General features: G+C 45.1%; 15 protein-coding genes, 1 tRNA gene and 3 pseudogenes. 13 read left to right on the top strand and 6 right to left on the bottom strand.

The genetic code is table 11. From position 1 onward, the window contains the following. Positions 1–171 precede the first annotated feature (171 nt). The 8 genes from B5D77_RS05095 to psbC all read left to right on the top strand — a co-directional run bounded on the left by B5D77_RS05095 (position 172) and on the right by psbC (position 9,165). Complete coding sequence (locus B5D77_RS05095) at positions 172–567, top strand: nuclear transport factor 2 family protein (RefSeq protein ID WP_106908396.1); 396 nt, start codon at positions 172–174, stop codon at positions 565–567. A gap of 125 nt (positions 568–692) precedes the next feature. Next, positions 693–2,387, top strand: coding sequence for an ABC-F family ATP-binding cassette domain-containing protein (locus tag B5D77_RS05090; RefSeq protein ID WP_008198413.1), 1,695 nt, complete (start codon positions 693–695; stop codon positions 2,385–2,387). Positions 2,388–2,436: 49 nt separating this feature from the next. Beyond that, positions 2,437–2,892, top strand: a complete 456-nt coding sequence (locus B5D77_RS05085; RefSeq protein ID WP_008198411.1) for a peroxiredoxin — start codon at positions 2,437–2,439, stop codon at positions 2,890–2,892. Positions 2,893–3,384: 492 nt separating this feature from the next. Then, positions 3,385–4,728 carry a chloride channel protein gene (locus tag B5D77_RS05075; protein WP_008198409.1) on the top strand — a complete coding sequence of 448 codons (1,344 nt, stop codon included), beginning with the start codon at positions 3,385–3,387 and terminating at the stop codon, positions 4,726–4,728. A gap of 489 nt (positions 4,729–5,217) precedes the next feature. Next, positions 5,218–5,694, top strand: a complete 477-nt coding sequence (locus B5D77_RS05070) for a YbjN domain-containing protein (RefSeq protein ID WP_008198407.1) — start codon at positions 5,218–5,220, stop codon at positions 5,692–5,694. Continuing rightward, positions 5,657–6,418: a biotin/lipoate A/B protein ligase family protein gene (locus tag B5D77_RS05065; protein WP_106908395.1), complete on the top strand. Its 762-nt coding sequence runs from the start codon at positions 5,657–5,659 to the stop codon at positions 6,416–6,418. The genes B5D77_RS05070 and B5D77_RS05065 overlap by 38 nt, the downstream gene beginning before the upstream one ends. Before the next feature lie 325 nt (positions 6,419–6,743). Beyond that, complete coding sequence (gene psbD, locus B5D77_RS05060) at positions 6,744–7,799, top strand: photosystem II D2 protein (photosystem q(a) protein) (protein WP_002737445.1); 1,056 nt, start codon at positions 6,744–6,746, stop codon at positions 7,797–7,799. Then, positions 7,783–9,165, top strand: coding sequence for a photosystem II reaction center protein CP43 (gene psbC, locus B5D77_RS05055; RefSeq protein WP_002801320.1), 1,383 nt, complete (start codon positions 7,783–7,785; stop codon positions 9,163–9,165). The genes psbD and psbC overlap by 17 nt, the downstream gene beginning before the upstream one ends. Before the next feature lie 198 nt (positions 9,166–9,363). Here psbC and B5D77_RS05050 read toward each other — a convergent pair whose 3' ends face one another. Further along, complete coding sequence (locus B5D77_RS05050; RefSeq protein ID WP_046660474.1) at positions 9,364–10,860, bottom strand: IS5-like element ISMae6 family transposase; 1,497 nt, start codon at positions 10,858–10,860, stop codon at positions 9,364–9,366. A 426-nt stretch (positions 10,861–11,286) separates the two neighbouring features. On the opposite strand from B5D77_RS05050, the gene B5D77_RS05040 reads away from it, so the two are divergent. After that, positions 11,287–12,144 (top strand): IS5-like element ISMae4 family transposase, encoded by an 858-nt coding sequence (locus B5D77_RS05040; RefSeq protein ID WP_106909955.1) that lies wholly within the window; start codon positions 11,287–11,289, stop codon positions 12,142–12,144. A 288-nt stretch (positions 12,145–12,432) separates the two neighbouring features. Here the strand turns inward: B5D77_RS05040 and B5D77_RS05035 are convergent, their stop codons facing one another. Both B5D77_RS05035 and B5D77_RS05030 read right to left on the bottom strand, forming a co-directional pair. Continuing rightward, positions 12,433–13,296 carry an IS630 family transposase gene (locus tag B5D77_RS05035; RefSeq protein ID WP_254053039.1) on the bottom strand — a complete coding sequence of 288 codons (864 nt, stop codon included), beginning with the start codon at positions 13,294–13,296 and terminating at the stop codon, positions 12,433–12,435. Positions 13,297–13,413: 117 nt separating this feature from the next. Continuing rightward, positions 13,414–13,851: pseudogene (locus tag B5D77_RS05030) on the bottom strand (IS4 family transposase); the annotation flags it as partial. A 71-nt stretch (positions 13,852–13,922) separates the two neighbouring features. Between B5D77_RS05030 and B5D77_RS05025 the strand changes: the two are divergent. Both B5D77_RS05025 and B5D77_RS05020 read left to right on the top strand, forming a co-directional pair. Continuing rightward, positions 13,923–14,051 (top strand): annotated as a pseudogene (locus B5D77_RS05025) (IS4 family transposase); the annotation flags it as partial. A gap of 286 nt (positions 14,052–14,337) precedes the next feature. Further along, positions 14,338–14,790 (top strand): annotated as a pseudogene (locus tag B5D77_RS05020) (transposase); the annotation flags it as partial. A 91-nt stretch (positions 14,791–14,881) separates the two neighbouring features. On the opposite strand, the gene B5D77_RS05015 reads toward B5D77_RS05020, so the two are convergent. Together B5D77_RS05015 and B5D77_RS05010 are read right to left on the bottom strand one after the other, a co-directional pair. Continuing rightward, positions 14,882–14,955 (bottom strand) — tRNA-Arg (locus B5D77_RS05015). A gap of 163 nt (positions 14,956–15,118) precedes the next feature. Continuing rightward, the gene (locus B5D77_RS05010; protein WP_039899592.1) at positions 15,119–15,310 is read right to left on the bottom strand and encodes a hypothetical protein; all 192 of its coding nucleotides are present in this window, start codon (positions 15,308–15,310) and stop codon (positions 15,119–15,121) included. Positions 15,311–15,516: 206 nt separating this feature from the next. Between B5D77_RS05010 and B5D77_RS05005 the strand changes: the two genes are divergently transcribed. After that, complete coding sequence (locus tag B5D77_RS05005) at positions 15,517–18,042, top strand: mannose-1-phosphate guanyltransferase (protein ID WP_008198389.1); 2,526 nt, start codon at positions 15,517–15,519, stop codon at positions 18,040–18,042. A 79-nt stretch (positions 18,043–18,121) separates the two neighbouring features. Here B5D77_RS05005 and B5D77_RS05000 read toward each other — a convergent pair whose 3' ends face one another. After that, on the bottom strand, positions 18,122–19,504 hold the full coding sequence (locus tag B5D77_RS05000; RefSeq protein WP_106908394.1) for a flavin monoamine oxidase family protein: 1,383 nt from the start codon (positions 19,502–19,504) through the stop codon (positions 18,122–18,124). A 109-nt stretch (positions 19,505–19,613) separates the two neighbouring features. Here B5D77_RS05000 and B5D77_RS04995 point away from each other — a divergent pair, with 109 nt between their 5' ends. Continuing rightward, on the top strand, positions 19,614–20,462 hold the full coding sequence (locus B5D77_RS04995) for a M28 family metallopeptidase (protein ID WP_008198385.1): 849 nt from the start codon (positions 19,614–19,616) through the stop codon (positions 20,460–20,462). The last annotated feature ends 30 nt before the right edge of the window (positions 20,463–20,492 follow it).

Raw genomic sequence — 20,492 nt, 5'->3', positions numbered from 1 at the left:
AGTATAGTATATAGCATTTCTTCCGATCAAGAGCTATAATAACTAATATCGGCTATCAGTATTCAGTTTTTCTCCCCCCAACCTGGCCGCCTTCCTGATCTGAGCAGGTTCAATCTGAAAGCGGCTAGGGATTATTCAGTTCAATAAAATTAGCTTAACCTATATTTTCCTATGAATGATTCTTCCGATCAAGAAGCAATTATCGCCACCCATGAGGAATTTTACCGTGCTTTTTCCCAAAAAGATATTAGTAGTATGAGTCGTCTTTGGTGGCAAGGTTCCACCAGTGTCTGTGTTCATCCCGGGGGGCAAATGCTCAGGGGATGGGAGTCAATTCGTGCCTCTTGGCAAGGGATTTTTCTCAATACAGAATTTCTGGAGATAGAGACAGAAATTATTAAGATAGAAGTTGACCAAGCACTGGCCTATGTTATCGTGGGAGAAACGGTTTTACAGTCAGTACGCGGGAGAAAATTAAAAGCACAATCGATCGCCACCAATCTCTGGCAAAAAATGGCCCAGAAATGGTATTTAGTCTCCCATCACGCTAGTCCAATCATGAGATAGCTTGTCAGTTGATAATTGTTTCCGGCTATTTCCTCGAAAACTTGACAAAGACCAGATTGCGCTTAACTAAATGTTACAATAAGGGCGGACTGCCTCACCGGCCTAGGACTGGAGAAAAATCAGCGATGCTACGACTAGAGAGAATTAGTAAGATTTACCCGACGGGAGAAGTGTTAAAAGATGTCACTTGGGAAGTAAAAACTGGCGATCGCATCGGGTTGGTGGGAGTCAATGGGGCCGGAAAGTCCACCCAACTGAAGATTATTATGGGGGAAGTGGAACCCACCGCCGGGGAGATCATCCGTCCTACCAGTCTCCATATGGGCTATCTTACCCAAGAATTTGAAGTGGACCCCCGTCGGACGGTACGGGAGGAATTTTGGACGGTGTTTCAAGAAGCGAATCAAGTCCACCATCAACTCATCGAAATTCCCCAGCGCATGGAAAAAGCCGATCCCAAAGAATTAGATCGCTTAATTCATCAATTGGATCGCCTACAAAGACAATTTGAAGCGTTAGATGGTTACGGATTAGAAGCGCGCATCGAGAAAATTTTACCGGAAATGGGCTTTACTATTGATGATGGCGATCGCTTAGTAAGTTCCTTTAGTGGTGGTTGGCAAATGCGGATGAGTTTAGGCAAAATTCTCCTACAAACTCCCGATATTTTACTCCTCGATGAACCGACTAACCATTTAGACTTAGAAACCATTGAATGGTTAGAAAAATTCCTCAAGGATTTAACCACTCCCATGGTCATAGTGTCCCACGACCGGGAATTTCTTGATCGTCTCTGTACCAAAATTGTCGAAACTGAAAGGGGAGTTTCTACCACTTATTTAGGTAATTATTCTGCCTACCTACAGCAAAAATACGAACAACAATCTGCTCAGTTAAGCGCCTACGAACGTCAACAAAAAGAACTAGAAAAACAGCAGGCTTTCGTCGATCGGTTCCGGGCTAGTGCCACCCGTAGCACCCAAGCAAAAAGCCGGGAAAAACAATTAGAAAAGGTAGAAAAAATTGAAGCACCAATCGCCGATGTGCGTACCTTAAAATTCCAGTTTCCTCCGGCAGTGCGTAGTGGTCGAGAAGTGGTAACTATTAAAAATCTTGTTCACATTTATGATGATAAAATTCTCTTTTTGGCAGCAAATCTGGAAATAGAAAGGGGCGATCGCGTGGCGTTTTTAGGACCAAATGGTGCAGGGAAATCGACGCTTTTACGTTTAATTGTTGGCTTAGAAACTCCCACAGAAGGCTCGATCGAAATCGGTAAACATAACGTTATTCCTAGTTATTTTGAGCAGAACCAAGCGGAAGCTTTAGACCTAACTAAAACTGTTTTAAATACCATTCATGATGAAGTTCCCGATTGGAAAGATGTGGAAGTTCGCAGTCTTTTAGGGCGATTTTTATTCAGTGGGGAAACGGTATTAAAAAAAGTAGAATCTTTGAGTGGTGGCGAAAAAGCGCGTCTTGCTTTAGCCAAAATGTTACTTGCTCCCGCTAACTTATTAATTCTCGATGAACCCACTAATCACCTCGATATTCCCGCCAAGGAAATGTTAGAATCAGCTTTAAAAGTTTATGAAGGTACGGTTTTAATTGTTTCCCATGATCGTTATTTTATCTCCCAGGTAGCTAACAAAATTGTCGAGATTCGGGAGGGCGAATTAATTGCCTACGCAGGAGATTATCACTATTATCTAGAAAAACTAGACGAAGAAAAACAAAAAGCCGAACAAAAACGCATTGAAGCAGAAAAAGCGGCCAAAGATGCCGCTAAACGCGCTAAACAAAAGGCCAAAAAAGGTTAGAATATAAAGCATCACCCTATCCACAATTATCTATCGATTAATTAATCTTATGGCAGCTATAAAAGTAGGCGATCAAGTTCCCAATTTTTCTCTCCCTTCCCAAACGGGAACAACGGTTAATATCGGCGATTTAATCGGTAAAAAATCCCTAGTAATTTATTTCTATCCCAAAGATGATACTCCGGGTTGTACCGCAGAATCCTGCGCTTTCCGCGATAGTTACGAAGTTTTTACCGATGCGGGTGCGGAAGTTATTGGGATTAGTGCCGATAGTCCCCAATCTCATCAACAATTTGCCCAAAAATATAATCTTCCCTTCACCCTTTTAAGTGATAGCGATAACCGAGTGCGGAAATTATTCGGTGTTCCCTCTACCTTATTCGTCCTCCCCGGACGAGTTACCTATATCATTGATAAAGAGGGAATCGTCAGACATATTTTCGATTCTATGTTAGATTTTAAAGCTCACGTTACCGAATCTTTGAACACGATTAAATCTTTTTAGGTTGATGATTATGCAAGAAATTAAAACATCTGTCCCATAATTGGGACAGTTCTGACTTAAAAATAAAATTAATGGTGTGTTAATTTTGACTAACACACCCTCAATCTGCTTTAGTTATTGGCAAAAATGACGGCTGGAAACAGAAGGCTAACATAGGCAAAGCTAACACCCAAAAGTTTGTCGTTATTCCTTATAAACGTCTAATTGAAATGTTAACTTATACTAAATCCGTTGAGTAGTGGTTTCAAGTTACAACATCCTAAGAAAAGCATTCCCAAATCCGTTCAGCTATGGGATAGAGAGGTGCGTAGTTCAGCCAAGGAGAATTAATCTCTCGAAGTAAAAGTGAAGGGAATTTCTCAAATGGAATTCAGTCTGTTTATATTTGACTATACTTTTACTAACTATATAGTAAAGACTTTCAGGGTGTTTTGCTTGACCACTCCAAGGGACTTGCTATAGGAACGATAAAAGTTTAACTTTCTTGGCACGATGCTAAATAACAAACTACAACTTCTGTTAACCAGGGTAGGCACATGGGCTGTTGGCGGCCTGCTCGGAGGTTTGATCGGCTCTCTGGCCGCGGTACTGCTGACTGAGGCGATCAAGCAAACCCTCGATATGGCCTCTGGACTGGATAGCGTTTGGCGACTGCTGCTGCCTCTGGTGGGCGTTACCTTAGCAGTGCTAGTCCTGTTTGGACTGGGTAGGGGGCAACCCGTGCAGACCTTAGCTCCCCGGGGGGCAACTTCCTCTGGCCGCTGGGGTTCTCTGATGGACTGGTACTCCTTCCCCCATGACATTGCTCGCGCCGACCTGACCGGTGACGTGGTGAACGCATCTGGTGCCGAAGAGCGCTTCCCCTGGAATCTAGCCCCCTTGCGCGCCCTGGCCATCCTCTCCACCGTTGGACTGGGTGCGCCCATGGGAACAGAATCACCGGCAGCTCATATTGGCGTGGCGACGGGAACCTGGTTAGGTAGCATAAATCCAGCCCTAGGTCAACTGGTGCGGCCCCTGGCCATCGGTGGCGGTGCGGCCAGTGTTTCTGCTCTGATGGGAATCCCTCTGGTGGGCAGCTTTTTTATGTTTGAGTTGAGTCAGCGACGCCAGGTTCCGATCACCCCGGAGCGGGCAGCGGCGATGTTAGCCGGGGGACTGGTGGGATGGGGAGTCAACGCTGCCTTTAAGCTGCAACTGATCCGGCTGGTCGTGCCGCAGGTTGCCCCGACTGACTTCTGGGATGCGGTGGGTGCCACTTTGTTGATCGGAGTGATCGCCGGCACGATTACAGCCCTCACCGGTGAGGCGATCTACTGGGCCAGAGGCTTGCGGGACAGGCCCGCCACTCGTCTCCTGATCGGTGGCCTGGTGATGCTGTTCTTGGCGATCGTGATCGGACAGGTGGCGACTCCAGCAGCGGCTTTTGGACCAGGGGTGGCCGCTATCCTCTGGGCCGAAAACACTGAAACAACTCCTTACCACCTGTTGGTGGTAGCTCTGCTCCGGGCCGCGGCCACCACCGCTGCCGTTTTAGCCGGGGGCTGTGGCGGCGTGTTTGTCCCTTTTCTGGCGATCGGCGACCTCAGTGGCCGGGTGTTCGCCACCACCTTTGAGATTTCGGGGGATCTGGCCGGTGCGGCGGGGGCAGCGGCCGGTATTGCTGGCGGTTATCGCCTACCTCTGACCGCCATGGCCATGGTGCTGGGGGTGGGTGGACCGGGGGCAGCCCAGCTAACCTGCCTTGCCACAGTGGTGGTGGCTGCCCTTTCGGGATTGGTGGCCGCACGGGCAGCCAATCAACTCTCCAGTTCCCTCCGCGCAATGTTCCGCTAGAAGCCACCCTCAGGGGATTGACCGCGATATCCAGAGGGTGCTGACCCACTCTACCAGATCGGCGATCGCACTAATTGGTCGGCTGCGAAGCGCGAAAGCGTAACGCACCAGTTTAATGATCCATTGGCTGTGTGGGGCGCGGATGGTTAATTTTGCTTTTTTAACACGATTAGTAACCCCCTAACCCATCCTAATAGACTGTTTCAGCTAATTTGGTGTATTAGAAAAATGCTATAAATTCTATAATCTAAGACTTTAAGCCGAAATCTATTGCCCTATTTTAGTTGAAACAGTCCACTACAGGATCGGCTATCAAGTCAGCTGTTGACTCAAATGCTTGATAAAATTTTGAGTAATTGGGGTAAGGGGTCAGGGAAATGGGGAAATTTCAACTAAAACCCTAACACCCTAGTCCCCCAACCCGAATGTCTTTTTTTCTTTTCCCTTGGGTGGGATAAGATTGTGATCGATCGAGTTTAGGGAATTTTTATGACCACGGAAAGTTTAGCGACTTCAGAAGCAATAGAGTCAATGTCCGACCAATTTCTGGCTAGTACAAGCAGTCACAAAGAAATGATTGAAACGGTTATTTCTACTCTGCAGCAGAATGATACTGCTATGGTACAACACGGAGAAAAAGGTTATCTTTGGAAGTTTCAGTATGGTAGCGTTGAGGTGTTTGTGCAGTTAACCGGGGAAAGCGATGATGATTTTCTCACGGTGTGGTCTTCTGTGCTGAAATTGCCTGTTAAGGATGAATTGGGATTAACCCGCAAGTTATTAGCGATGAATTGTGCCGAAACCTTTGAATCTCATTTTGCCATTATGAATGATCAGGTGGTGGTGATTTCTCAGCGTACTGTGGCCGATTTGTCTGCTGGGGAGATTTCCCGAGCAATTACTCTCGTGGCGACGGTAGCAGATAATAATGATGAAATGTTACGAGAATCCTTTGGTGGCAGCTAAAATTTGGCGTTATATCCCTCCAATTATCTTATCGGCAGAGCTACAAATGGCGATCGATTCTTGGTTACTAGAGCAACACCGTTGCGGCCATCATCCCCCGACTCTGCGTTTTTATCAATGGTCGCCCCCGGCCATTTCCTTGGGCTATCATCAACGACAATATCCCGATTTTTGGCGTGATTTGACTTGGCAAGGTCAAAAAATCTCCCTAGTTCGTCGTCCTACCGGTGGACGATCCGTACTACATCAGGGGGATTTGACTTATATGGTGGTAAATTCGGGTATGAAGGGGAATATTAGGGAAGTTTACCGTCAAATCTGTCAATTTTTAATCACAGGCTGGCAAAATCTCGGTTTGGAATTGTCCTACGGTGCTGCTGGCCGGGGATATATCCATTCTGCTAACTGTTTCGCTACGGCTACCGGTGCGGATCTAGTTGATAATTGGGGGCATAAATTTATTGGTAGCGCCCAACTGCAAAGGGGTTCCTCGGTTCTCCAACATGGTTCCATGGTGCTAGATCAAGATAATTCGCTCTTTGAGCAAGTTTTCGCCAGTGCTGCCCCTAAAAAGCTCAATTTAGCCCCAGATTTGACCCTAGAGACCCTTATCGCTACCCTGAAAACCGCCGCCGAGGATTGCTTTGATTGTCAATTGCTAGAACAACCCCTTGAGGATTGGGAATGGCAATCAATTAAAAAAATGAATATAAATACTCATTGACAAAAAAGCTTTTGTGTGCATTTAAAATCAATTATGAGTCAAGTTGTATAGATTTGTAATTTTTTGCTAATAATGAGTAAAGGTAGATAGAGGCCGCAAAGAACCAAAATCTTACCAAACTCGAAATTATTGTCTAGCTTGTGCTAGTTTAAGAAACGTTAATCTTTTACATTTTGTGAGGATTAACAGGCGATCGCAGCTAGGTTAGTCAAGCTAATCCAGTCAATCGAGCGCCCCATCTTATAAGACAATGGGAGTAATCCCAGACTCAAAAAAGTTAAGAAATCTTGCCCTTGATTTCAGTTAAGCAAGAGGAAAAATACCCATGACCATTGCTGTCGGACGCGCCCCAGAAAGAGGGCTGTTTGATGCTCTCGATGACTGGCTCAAAAGAGACCGTTTCGTCTTCATCGGTTGGTCTGGTTTACTACTCTTCCCCTGCGCCTTCATGGCCCTAGGTGGATGGTTAACCGGCACCACCTTCGTCACCTCCTGGTACACCCACGGGTTAGCCAGTTCCTACTTAGAAGGCGGCAACTTCCTGACTGTAGCCGTCTCCACCCCCGCCGATGCCTTCGGTCACTCCATCCTCTTTCTCTGGGGACCGGAAGCCCAAGGTAACTTCACCCGTTGGTGTCAAATCGGCGGTTTATGGCCCTTTGTCGCCCTCCACGGTGCTTTCGGCCTGATTGGCTTCATGCTACGTCAGTTTGAAATCGCCCGTTTAGTCGGCATTCGTCCCTACAACGCCCTCGCCTTCTCCGGTCCGATTGCGGTGTTCGTCAGTGTCTTCCTGATGTACCCCCTCGGTCAGTCTAGCTGGTTCTTTGCCCCTAGCTTCGGCGTGGCTGGTATCTTCCGTTTTATTCTCTTCTTCCAAGGCTTCCACAACTGGACCCTGAACCCCTTCCACATGATGGGTGTAGCTGGTATCCTCGGTGGTGCGCTTCTCTGTGCTATTCACGGAGCGACCGTAGAAAATACCCTGTTTGAAGACGGTGAAGGTTCCAACACTTTCCGAGCTTTTGAACCCACCCAAGCGGAAGAAACCTACTCCATGGTCACTGCGAACCGTTTCTGGTCGCAAATCTTCGGCATCGCTTTCTCCAACAAACGTTGGTTACACTTCTTCATGCTCTTTGTCCCCGTGACTGGTTTATGGATGAGTGCTGTGGGTGTAGTGGGATTAGCCCTTAACCTCCGGGCCTATGACTTCGTTTCTCAGGAATTGAGAGCGGCGGAAGACCCAGAATTTGAAACCTTCTACACTAAAAATATTCTGCTTAACGAAGGTCTGAGAGCTTGGATGGCTCCCCAAGACCAACCCCACGAAAACTTTATCTTCCCTGAGGAGGTTCTCCCGCGTGGTAACGCTCTCTAATATCCCTACTGCTAGTGGTCGTGACCAAAGTTCCACTGGCTTCGCTTGGTGGTCTGGTAACGCTCGTCTTATCAACCTCTCCGGTAAACTGCTCGGCGCTCACGTCGCCCACGCTGGTTTAATCGTTTTCTGGGCCGGGGCGATGACCCTGTTTGAAACCGCCCACTTCATCCCCGAAAAACCGATGTACGAACAGGGTTTAATCCTGCTTCCCCACTTAGCTACCCTCGGTTTTGGGGTCGGTCCGGGTGGTGAAGTAGTCGATACCTTCCCCTACTTCGTCGCTGGTGTTCTGCACTTAATTTCTTCGGCTGTACTCGGTTTTGGTGGTATCTACCACGCTATCCGCGGACCGGAAACCCTAGAGGAATACTCTAATTTCTTCGGTTACGACTGGAAAGACAAAAACCAAATGACCAACATCATCGGTTATCACCTGATTCTCTTGGGTTGTGGTGCGCTGTTGTTGGTATTTAAAGCCATGTTCTTTGGCGGTGTCTATGATACCTGGGCCCCCGGTGGTGGTGATGTCCGCATCATCACCAATCCGACCCTCAACCCCGCAGTTATCTTTGGTTATCTGACTAAAGCTCCCTTCGGTGGCGAAGGCTGGATTATCAGCGTCAACAACATGGAAGATATCATCGGCGGTCACATCTGGATTGGCTTAATCTGTATCGCTGGCGGTATCTGGCACATTCTCACCAAACCTTTTGCCTGGGCCCGTCGCGCTTTCATCTGGTCTGGAGAAGCCTATCTGTCCTACAGCTTGGGCGCTCTTTCCATGATGGGCTTTATCGCCGCCGTTTACGTTTGGTTTAACAACACCGCCTATCCCAGTGAATTCTACGGTCCGACCGGTATGGAAGCTTCCCAAGCTCAAGCTTTCACCTTCTTGGTCCGTGACCAACGCTTAGGTGCTAACGTCGCTTCTGCCCAAGGCCCCACTGGTCTAGGTAAATACCTGATGCGCTCTCCCACTGGCGAAATCATCTTCGGTGGTGAAACCATGCGTTTCTGGGATTTCCGCGGTCCCTGGTTAGAACCCCTTCGTGGTCCTAACGGTTTAGACCTCGACAAAATCAGAAATGACGTGCAACCCTGGCAAGTACGCCGCGCGGCTGAATACATGACCCACGCTCCTTTAGGTTCCTTGAACTCTGTAGGTGGGGTTATCACTGACGTTAACTCGTTTAACTATGTGTCTCCTCGCGCTTGGTTGGCTACCTCTCACTTCACCCTCGCCTTCTTCTTCCTGATTGGACACCTCTGGCACGCTGGACGCGCTCGCGCCGCCGCCGCCGGTTTCGAGAAAGGAATTGACCGCGAGACTGAACCCGCATTGGCAATGCCTGACCTCGACTAATTTCGGTTAGTTCGATGGCAGCGGCTCCCGTCTAGTTGGCGGGAGCCTTTTTGTTGTTAAATAGGGTTTGCTGAAAAAGCTTTTCCAGGGGGCAGGGTGTGGGGTGTGGGGAAGTGGGGAGCGGGAATTATAAATTATGAATTAAGTAGGGTCTGCTGAAAAAGTCATTGAAAAGTACAGGTCTCTTAATCAATGATTTCACTTAGCTACAAGCATAAGCTTTAGTTGTTGATTAATTTTTAAGTTATAACTTATCCTAATCATTGACCGAGAAAAAGTGCTGTTTTTCCATTTCAGACATAAAAAAGCCCAAAAAACCTGCCTCAACAGGTTAGAAAGATTCATGACTAAAAAAGTAATAGCAATCGCTGAAAAGGAAGTATGAGGAAGTTTAGCCATCACTTTACCTAAGCTAAATCTTCTTTTCCCCTGTCCAAATTTGCCCTCTATACAATTCCGAATCCTCTCATCATCGGTAGCTTGTTTCTTTTGTTCTTTACTAACATTTTTGGCTGGTCTTCCTAATGGGGGACCACTGATTCTGATTCCCCTTTCTTTACACCAAGCTCGGTTTTCTCTGGTTCGATAAATTTTGTCCACATGAACTGATTCTGGATAGTATCCTGTATAGTCATAATAAGCTTCTATTTGTGCTTTTAAATCTCCCGATTCATTAAAGTTATCCCAACTAATCCGGTCTAAAAATATGTAACCATCTATACAGCTTGCTGAGAATTTAGCCCCAAATTCTACGGGTTTTCCAGCTTTTCCTCTGACTATCGGACGGATATGGGGTTGAGTTAAGCTGACAATTCTGTCTTCAATACTCTGTTTGTTATTTTGGTACATCCAGAGTTGTTGGCGATAAACTTCTGTGACTACTAATAACAGTTTATAGTCTCTTTTTTTCAAGCTTTGTAGCGAGGCTCCTTCTGCTAAAAGTTGTTCAATATGGTCGAGATTTCTTTTTAGATATTGCAGTTGTCTTTTCAGAGCTTTTCGTCTTTGTTTGACGGTAGGTTTTCTTTTTTTTGCTACTTCTAAATAACTTTTTCTGGCTAGGAGACGATAGGTTCTCGGTTTTTGAACAAGTTTTCCTTTTAAAGTTTCATAGAGAATATCAATAATTTTTTCGGTTTGTTTTCTTCCTTGATTTAACAGGTTTAAATCCGTAGGATAACTAATATCTGCGGGCGCACAACTGGCATCTAAAATTAATTTACCTCGATTTTCTGGTTGACTTTGGGTTTCGCTCTCTAACTTTTTTTCGGTGTTTTCTTCTTCTTTTATTTCTCTCGAATTTTTGACCATAAAGCGATTCACTTTATTAATTAGTTCCAGAGTGATTCTTTCTCGAAAGTGAACCAACATTGACGCTTCAAACCGGGGTTCATTGCTGTAGGATGAAAACCCCAAGAAGTATTGTAAATAAGGATTTTCTTTGATTTGTTCTACCGTTTCTCTATCGCTTGTTCCTAATTTTTCTTTAATAATTAATGCTCCGAGTGCTGTCCTGAATGTTTTGGCGGGTGTGCCCATTTCTTCTGAAAAAAGTGATGCGTATTCCGCTTCAAATTCTGACCAGGGAATGAGGTTGGCCATAATTACCCAACGATTGTCTTGGGATAATTTCCCCTCAAAGGGCAGCTCGAAGTTTTCTGGTGGGGTTGAGGGTAACTCGCTTTTACGGTACATTAGCACTAATTAGAGAAGATGCAAGGGTGATGCAAGGGTGATGCAAGGGTTTTAAGAGATTCTAGCAGATTTAAGTGCATTTGGGAAGCTCTCAATCAAGCTAAAAGCCCTTTCCTGTAAGGTTTTTACCATTATTCAGCAAACCCTAAGTAGCTAGGCAGAATTAAACTTAAAACAGTGAGTTTCGTATCCTCCTTTTTGAGCGCGAGCTTCGATCCCTTGTTTAACAGCGATCGCTAAATCGGACTCATCGGGAAAAATTTGACCTGCCAGTTCATGCGTTTTTAATTGATGCCATTCAATAGACCTCTTGCATAATTTTTTTATGGTACAATATAAGGTTTTGCTTTTTTCTCAATTCTTAGATTGAAGTGGAAAAAAGAATAAAATGTGATCTTAGGTCAGGAAATCATCTATAATTTTGCTATGTTTATTAGCAAAATTATGGATTATCAAAACTTATCAGATGAACAATTCAAACGCCGTTTCGGTGTGTATAAACAAACATATAGAAAGATGGTAGAATCAGTAAAAAGTGTTGAAGCCGACTCTAATTCACCATCTAAAAGGGGACCGAAACCTAAACTATCTATAGAAGAACAAGTTTTAGTAACGTTAGAATATTGGCGAGAATATAGAACATATTTTCACATTGGTACAAGCTGGGAACTATCAGAATCAACTATATGTCGGATTGTAAATAAGACGGAAAAAATGCTTTTACAATCGGGAAACTTCCGTTTAAAAGGAAAAAAAGCTTTACTCAATCAAGCAGAGATACCGGTCATAACGGTAATGGATGTAACGGAAACTCCCATTGAACGCCCCCAAAAGAAACAGAAAGATTTTTTTTCGGGTAAAAGAGGTTATCATACTTTAAAATCCCAATTAGTAGCTGATCAAAATACAGAGGAAATTATCTGTGTCTTTTGTGGGAAAGGCAGAGGTCATGATTTTAGTTTATTTAAAAAAAGTCGAGTTCGTTTTCATCCTTTAACTACCAGCATAGAAGACAGTGGTTATCAGGGAATAGCTGCATACCATAGTAATAGTTATACACCGAAAAAGAAACCGAAAAATAGAAAATTAACAGAGTTAGAAAAAGAGTATAACAAGGCTTTAGCCAAAGAAAGGATTATCATTGAACATATAAATAGGAAACTCAAAACCTTTAAAATCTTATCCTGTAAATATCGGAATCGTCGTCGAAGATATAGTTTAAGAGTTAACTTGTTGGCGGCTATTTATAACTGTGAGTTAGGGATAGGTATAGCAGCTTCTTAAAAGTTGCCTAAAGATTAATCAAGTCAAGGAGAATTTATTCTCAATTATAAAAATTGAGATAGTTTGTGCTGCTTAAATAAAGAGGTTTTGATAACCAAATTAAAGCAGCTCTAAAGAGTTTTGAGTTAAAAGTTAAACTTCAAGTTTTCATTCAGGACGAATGTACTGATTAACTAATTTTTTGGGGAAAATTAGTTAACCCATCATTATAACATATAATTAATTTGCAAGAGTTCTAATTTCAATAAGATTCATTTCAGAGGAATATTTGGGCAGTTGAAAGAAAAATCATCCTTGCTGCTGCCACTTATCCCAATACTCTCTGACTTGCTTGCTCCTATGAATGGGATGATTATCTTGAACGATGACGGTAATCTCCCCCGTCTTTTCAAAATGTTGGGCAGCGAGTTGGGCTTGCCATTCGAGAAGCTTAATATAAGTGTCCCCTTTAAAGGAGCCTAATTTCAATCCATAGTCAAAACTCACTCCCACTGAGTAAAGTCCCAGAATATTTAATCTTTTTCCTCGTCTTTTAGTCTGTTCTAAGACTTTCTGCTCTCCAAGACGAGCATAAGTGTAGCTGACGGGACTCCAAAGAGAAAAACCTGATTCATCCAAAAATTTTAGACGGATTTCTCCGGCACTGTGCGCCCAGAACAACCAGTCTAAATCGGCTTTTTTAGCTAATTTAACTTGAGGATCAGCACCATTGGGTTGTTTATATCTTGTTCTTTTCCAGACCCATCCTCTTGCTTTGATAATTTTCCTTAATCTATCTTGACTCAAAACAACTTTTCGCTCTCTTGCTAGTTTTCGAGCTAATTGAGCCGCATTATAGGTTCGTGAATCTTCTTCTAGACATTTTTCTACATAAACCAGATCATCCTCTTTCCACTTCTTTTTTCTTCCTCTCCCCATTTTTTCCCACAATCCTTCCATTCCTGGCTTTTTCCAACGATGGAAGCAATCTCGCACGGTGTGGGGCGATTTTCCCTTATATTGGGCTATCTTCTCCACTGACCATCCATAATGCCTAAGTCGAATGATTTCGGCTCTCTCCTTGACCCTATAAGGAATTCCTGCCAGTTTTTGCAGTTCTAGCAGGTTTTTGTCTTCTTCTTCACTTAAATCAATTTTTAGAGGGGCTGGCAAGGTTTTATTCCTCCTCCACAAAGGGTTCTCTGCTATTTTATAAGTTTTTTCGCCTACCTACTTATTTATTAGTAGTTGATAATCTTCAAAAATGTTGCTGTACAAGGATCGACTTAAGACTTTTGCAAGAGGTCTAATGAACCGCATACGCTCATCACTGTTGGAGTTTCCCTTTTTCTTGAGCAGCCACCACAAGATGGGAATGGCGACTCCTTCGTGGACTATGCCTACAGTCAGGATGTTGTAGCAATGCTCGCCCAACTCCCAGGTAGTCCGGTCAAGACTCAACACCCAAGGCTGGGGGAGCTTCAACCAACCCACGACAATTTTCGCAATTTCAGAATAATCAAGCTCGAAGTTGCGGAAAAAGCGTTGTAATCTCTTGTAGTTCGATTCTTTGAGGGCTTTACCTCCAAATCCTACTGCTAACTCGCTCAGATTGACGGTTTTGACTTTAATTAAGGCTAGTAGGAACAGTGCTAGAAACGAGAGCCTGGCTCCATGCCATGCCAGATGGGGTTTAAGGGCTTGCTTTAGGGCGCTATACTGGTTCATAGGGTTTTAGAGATTGGTTCTATTTCTCATAAAACCCTACTCTCGCCTACTTTTCAAGCTTTTTGTCCTGTACTGAGGGTCGTCGTAGCCAAAGTCTTTTTCGCTTAGGTTTTGACCATCTTCGTCATCTGATTCTTAACCCTTCTTTGCCCAATCATCGGGATTTTCTTCATTCCCTACAATTTTTGTCCTGTACTTAGCTTTTCAGTTATCGGGAGTCGGGATTAGTTTTGATGAACTCTTCGAGAATTTGAAGTTCTGCTTCGATTTGATTCTCCAAACACTTATATTTGTCGTCCTTTTATTCTAAAATATTTCGGGATTGTTGTCGGCATTCTAGTTTATATATCATTTAGGCGCACTATATTTGCCTTCTGGCTAATAGCAATAGTCTTTTTTCTTAGACATAAGTTTTCTTAATTAATTTCTCTAAGTATTTTGTATCAGATGTTACTAAATACTCTGGTTATTCAAACTTTTCCATCTACTGACTATGGCTTTCATGGTCATTTGCTAGTGACTCAGACGGGTATTATTACGGGTTTTTGCCTCACCGCTGCCAATGGGAGTGAACGAGAAGCTCTTTGGGATTTCGTCCCTTCGATTAAGGGGCTACTCATCGGAGATAAGGGCTATCTGTCCGCTCCACTAAAAGCCGAACTGCAACAGTATGGTATCCAATTGGCGACTCCCTGTCGTTCCAATATGCAGGATTTGCCTTCCCCTAACTATCTCAAGCTACTCCAGAGAACCAGACGTTTGCTCGAAACTGTGATTGGACAACTCAGTGAGCGTTTTTCGATAGAAAAGTTGTGGCCAAGAGATTTGTGGCATTTAATCAGTCGTCTGAACCCTAAGCTTTTAGCTCACACAGTTTGCTACTGGCTTAATCGTCATAGCCCTGACCCCTTGCAGTTTCAGTTCCTTGTCTCCCCTTAGTTGCACATCGCCTTAATTCATAATTCATAATTCCCACACCCCACTTCCCCACTTCCCCATACCCCAACGCCTAACTGATCACTGAAAAAGGCGGGATCGGCCGGGATCGAACCGGCGGCCTAGTGCTTAGGAGGCACTCGCTCTATCCAACTGAGCTACGACCCCTTTTTTCCCTAACCATGATAAGCCATCCACGGCTAAATTGCTGATCACCATAAATTATTTAGGTTTTTTTTGGGGGGGGTAATCTGGACTAATCCGGCAGAAAACGCCTCGATACCCACCCTCTTTCCTGTTTTATGGCGGCGATTTTGGCAGTATGTTAATTTTATTTACCCTTGAGGGCTTTTTGAAAATTCTTGCGATAGGCGGGATTAACAGCCAACAGAAGCGGCCAGAACAGGGTTAGAGCCAAACGATTGGGTAAACTGGAACTAAAATTAGTGCTTCTGTATCCATTCCAGAATTTCCAACCACCGACACCGTAAACAATTATTAAGAGAAAAACAACCAGTCTCATGTCATCTCATCCTTGGATTTAGACAGTTCACATCTCCCATTTTAAGCTTGGGTTTTGCCAGCTTGGGAAAAGAAAATATTGTCCTGAATCGGGGGGACGGTGTTAGAATGCCGGTTAGGAACTAGCTCGATCGAGGTCGGGAAACTAAAGCCATAATTTGCAAAAACTATTTAAAAACGGCGAAAAGATAGCCTTGGGAGGAAATTATGCGAGCGGTATTAATGGCAGGTGGTTCGGGGACAAGATTACGTCCGCTTACTTGTGATCTTCCCAAACCGATGGTACCGATCCTCAACCGTCCGATCGCCGAACATATTATTAATTTACTACGAAAGCATGACATTACTGAAATTATCACCACCCTGCACTATCTCCCCGATGTCCTGCGGGACTACTTTCAAGACGGCAGCGACTTTGGAGTAAAAATCACCTACGCAGTGGAGGAGGATCAACCCCTAGGCACCGCAGGATGTGTGAAAAATATTGCCGAATGGTTAGATGATACCTTTCTGGTAATTAGTGGCGATAGTATCACCGATTTTGACCTGCAAAAAGCGATCGCATTCCATAAAAGCAAAAACTCGAAAGCAACCCTCGTGCTGACGCGGGTTGCCAATCCGATCGAATTTGGGGTAGTGATTACCGACAAAGAAGGCAGAATTCGCCGTTTTATCGAAAAACCATCCACCAGTGAGATTTTTTCCGATACTGTCAACACCGGAACCTATATTCTCGAACCAGAAGTCCTCGATTATCTCCCCTACAAAGAAGAAGCCGACTTTTCTAAAGATTTGTTTCCGCTGCTGCTGCAAAGGGGCGAACCTATGTATGGTTATGTGGCCGATGGTTATTGGTGCGATGTCGGTCATCTGGAGGCCTACCGAGAAGCGCAATACGACGCTTTATCCGGCAAAGTTAACCTAGAATTTCCCTATCGAGAAAAATCCCCCGGGGTGTGGGTCGGCACTAATACCTATATCGATCCTAGCGCCCAGATCGAGGCACCGGCCATGATCGGCAATCATTGCCGCATTGGTGCAAATGTTCTGATCGAGAGGGGTTCGGTTATCGGCGATAATGTCACCATCGGTGCCGGTTCCGATCTGAAACGTCCCATCCTCTGGAATGGTGTAGTGATCGGAGATGAGGTCAATTTAGCCGCTTGTACGATCGCTAGGGGAACCAGAATCGATCGACGGGCCCAGGTACACGAAGGTGCGGTGATTGGACAATTATCGATCGTGGGGGAAGAAGCGCAGATCAATTCCGGGGTAAGAGTCTGGCCGAGTAAACAGATCGAATCGGGAGCCATCCTCAATATTAACCTGATTTGGGGAAATACTGCCCATAAAAACCTCTTTGGTCAACGAGGAGTATCGGGCCTCGCTAACATCGATATCACGCCCGAATTCGCCGTTAAATTGGGGGCATCCTACGGTTCTATCCTGAAACCGGGGTCAACGGTAATCGTCTCCCGAGATCAACGTAGTGTCTCGCGCATGGTCAGTCGATCGCTGATTGCCGGTTTAATGTCCGTGGGGGTGAATATCCAAAACCTACAAGCGAATGCTTTACCGATTTCGCGGACTTTAGTGGCTAAATTAAACGTAGTCGGTGGCATTCACGTTCGTATTCACCCCGATCGCCCGGATTTTCTCTTAATCGAGTTTTTAGACGAAAAAGGGATTAATGTTTCCAAAGCTAGGGAAAAGAAAATCGAAGGGGCCTATTTCAAAGAAGATCTGCGACGGGTGGGAATGCAGGAAATCGGCAGTATGTCCTATCCGGCTGATATTCTCGATAATTACCGCAAAACCTTTGAAACTCAGCTAAATGTGGAGGCTATTCGCAATAGTAGCTCCAAAATCGTCATTGATTACGCCTACGGAGTCTCAGGAGCAATTTTACCGGAATTACTGGCCAAATTTGGCTGTGATGCCGTGGTTCTCAATGCCAGTTTACGTCAGAATGCCCTTTCCATGCAGGAAAGAGAGTTACTAATCCATCAATTGGGCCATGTGGTGGAGGCCCTGAAAGCGAACTTAGGGGTACAAGTTTCGGCCAACGGGGAACAATTAGTCCTCGTCGATGAGAGTGGTTTATCGATTCGCGGGGAACAATTAACTGCTTTAATGGTGAACACAATTCTGACCGCCCATCCTCGCGGTACAGTGGTAGTGCCGGTTCATGCTTCTAGTGCCGTGGAACAGATCGCGCGTCGTCACGATGGCCGGGTGGTGCGGACAAAAGCCAGTCCTAGCGCTTTAATGGAAGGATGTCAAACCAATCCTAACGTGGTTTTAGGAGGCTCTGGGCAAACTGGGTTTATTTTTCCGCAATTACATCCCGGGTTCGATGCCATGTTCAGCGTGGCGAAACTTTTGGAGATGTTAACCATTCAGGAACGTTCTCTAGCTCAGGTGCGGGCTGAGTTACCGCGCATTTACAATAAGAATACGGCGGTGCGTTGTCCTTGGAAAGTAAAGGGATCCTTGATGCGCTATCTGGTGGAGACTCACGCTACCGATAATCTAGAGTTGATCGATGGGGTGAAGGTGATTAATCCCCTTAATGATGACTGGGTGTTGATTTTACCCGATGCCGGAGAACCTTTAGTACATATCTATGCTAACAGTGAGCAGCGGGAATGGGTCGATCGGACAATTAAAGAATATCGTCATCGTGTCCAATATTTCGTCGAACATTACCAAGGCGAAATAGTGATGATTTAGGATTTTTTTGCCCTATTATCCACGAAAATTGACTATGATGACTTTTTTGACCTAAAAAGTGTCCTAGCCCTGTAGATGCTCATTTTTCCCGTAAAAGCAAGGCGATTCGATCGGCCGCTGCCTCACCGGTGCGGATCGCTCCCTCAAAAAATCCCGGCCAGCGATCAGCTATTTCTGTGCCGGCCCAGTGAATCGGTCCGACGGGAGTAAAAAGAGCCTCGCCGAAACTTGTCCAGACTCCGGGGGGCATAAAAGCGGAATATGCTCCACCAGTCCAGGGATCCCCGGGCCAATCCACCTCATCGTAACTGATCGGCAAAAGGGCCTCTTGACCGAAATAAATAGCTAAATCCGAGAGGACGGCGGCACGACGCGCTGGTCCACTCATGGAGCGCCAACGAATATAGCGATCGCCAACCACAAAGGTGGCGATTACCCCGACGCCGGTTTCGGGATCGGAACTATCAGCACAGAGTTCCAACCATTGACAATTTCCTTGGGCAAGTCCCGCTAGTCCCTGTTTTCGCCAGAAAGGTCGCTCATAGGAAATCAGGACTTTAGCGCAGCATCCCATCGGTACTCGTTGGGTTAGTTGTTCTCGCTGGGGTGGCAGCGGGGGATGATAAATAATGCGGCCGGCAAGATGGGGCGGCATGGCAATGATGGCAAATTTCGCAGTAAAAGTGTTCTGGCTGGTTTCTATGGTCACGCCGGCCGAGTCATAATTAAGGCGAACAACCGGTTCCCCCAGTCGAATTCGCTCTCCTAATTCCGCCGCGATCTTGTCGGGAATTTGTCCCGCTCCGCCATGGATCAGTTCGGCTTCTGGATGTTCAGCTTGAGCGGCGCAATTTTGTCCCCAAAGAACGTGCAGCAGTGAGACTTGTTGGGGTTCGGCTGGCCCGAGAAACCCGACGGCACGGGCCATATAAGCAAAATACCATTGACCAAAATCTGTGCTGGTGTTTTCTTCAATCCACTGGGCAAAAGTTTTACTGTCTAGTTTTTTGGTGTGATCGTTGCTTTGGGGATAACCTGAAGGTAGGGTTTTGGCTAGTTCTTGAAAACGCGCCCATGCTGACATCGCATCTTGCCATTCTGCTGCGCCGATATCGGGTACTTCTCCCTCGTGGAAACCTTGAAAAAAACCATTAAATTCATAGCGTTTGTTGTTGAACACTAGAACGGTTTTTCCCTGATTGGGAGAGGGAAAACGACGTATTTGATACTCATCAAGGAGGGCTAAAAAACGCTCTTGGGTTGGGCCCACCCACTGACCACCTCGATCGATCCACTGTCCGGAGGGGAGATATTGACCAGACATTCTGCCACCGTAACGATTTCGCGCTTCGATCACCAGAACTTGATGACCTTGCCTCTGGAGATTCCGCGCGGCGATTAATCCCGCTAATCCCGCCCCAACAACGATACACTCATAGCTAGTCAACTGGAGATTTGTCATGATTTTAGCTCCACAGAATATTTTATAATTAACAATTATTATTCTCCCCGATTTTTCCCTCAGTTTCTCTATCCATTGGCTCTTTTGATTAAATTATCTGCTGCCATCAATGTTTGATCTTCTTAGCGATCGCTTAAGCCAACACCTAGAACAAATTGTCCGAGAAAGAAACCCTTTTTTCTCTAGTCAAGGACATTTTTATGTGCGAGAATACCTGCGGCAAGAGTTAGGCAATTGGGGAAAAGTTGAATCACATTTTTTCCATTTTCAGGGAAAAAATTACGAAAATTTAATCTTGGATTTGCCTAACAACAGTCAAAAACCTCCGATTTTAATTGGCGCTCATTATGACACGGTGCCGGGGTCGCCGGGGGCTGACGATAACGCCACGGGATTAGCGGTATTATTAGAATTAGCGAGGTTTTTTGGGGAGAATCAGGCTAATTATCCAATTCGTTTAATTGCCTTCGATCTAGAAGAATACGGATTACTGGGGAGCATTGCCTACGCAGAAAAATTAAAACAAACTAAGCAGGATTTAAGGTTAATGTTATCCTTAGAAATGCTCGGTTACTGTGATAAAAATCCCCATTCTCAAAAATATCCAGCTTTTCTAGAATATTTTTATCCCAACACTGGGGATTTTATCGCTTTGATTGGCAATCTCAAAACCCGCAAGGATTTAAATTTTCTCAGTCGAGTCCTGCGGGAAAATCAGACTCCCTGCGAGTGGTTGCCCGTAATTTTTGGAGGTTATATCGTCCCCGATACTCGACGCAGCGATCATTCTCCTTTTTGGAGTCGCGGTTATTCGGCAATTATGGTGACAGATACGGCTAATATGCGTAATCCCTATTATCATAGTTCTCGGGATACAATCGCTACTTTGGACTTAAATTTCCTAACACGAGTCTGTCAAGGTCTCTGTTTTGGATTGCAATCTTTACCGATGAGATAAAAGTTAGTGTGTAGTCCAGTAGTGGACTAT

Origin of the sequence: Microcystis sp. MC19 (genome assembly GCF_003019735.1) — a bacterium.
In the GTDB taxonomy this organism is placed as follows: domain Bacteria; phylum Cyanobacteriota; class Cyanobacteriia; order Cyanobacteriales; family Microcystaceae; genus Microcystis.
The sequence above is the reverse complement of the archived record's forward strand: the minus strand, read 5'-3'. Positions and strand labels throughout refer to the sequence as shown.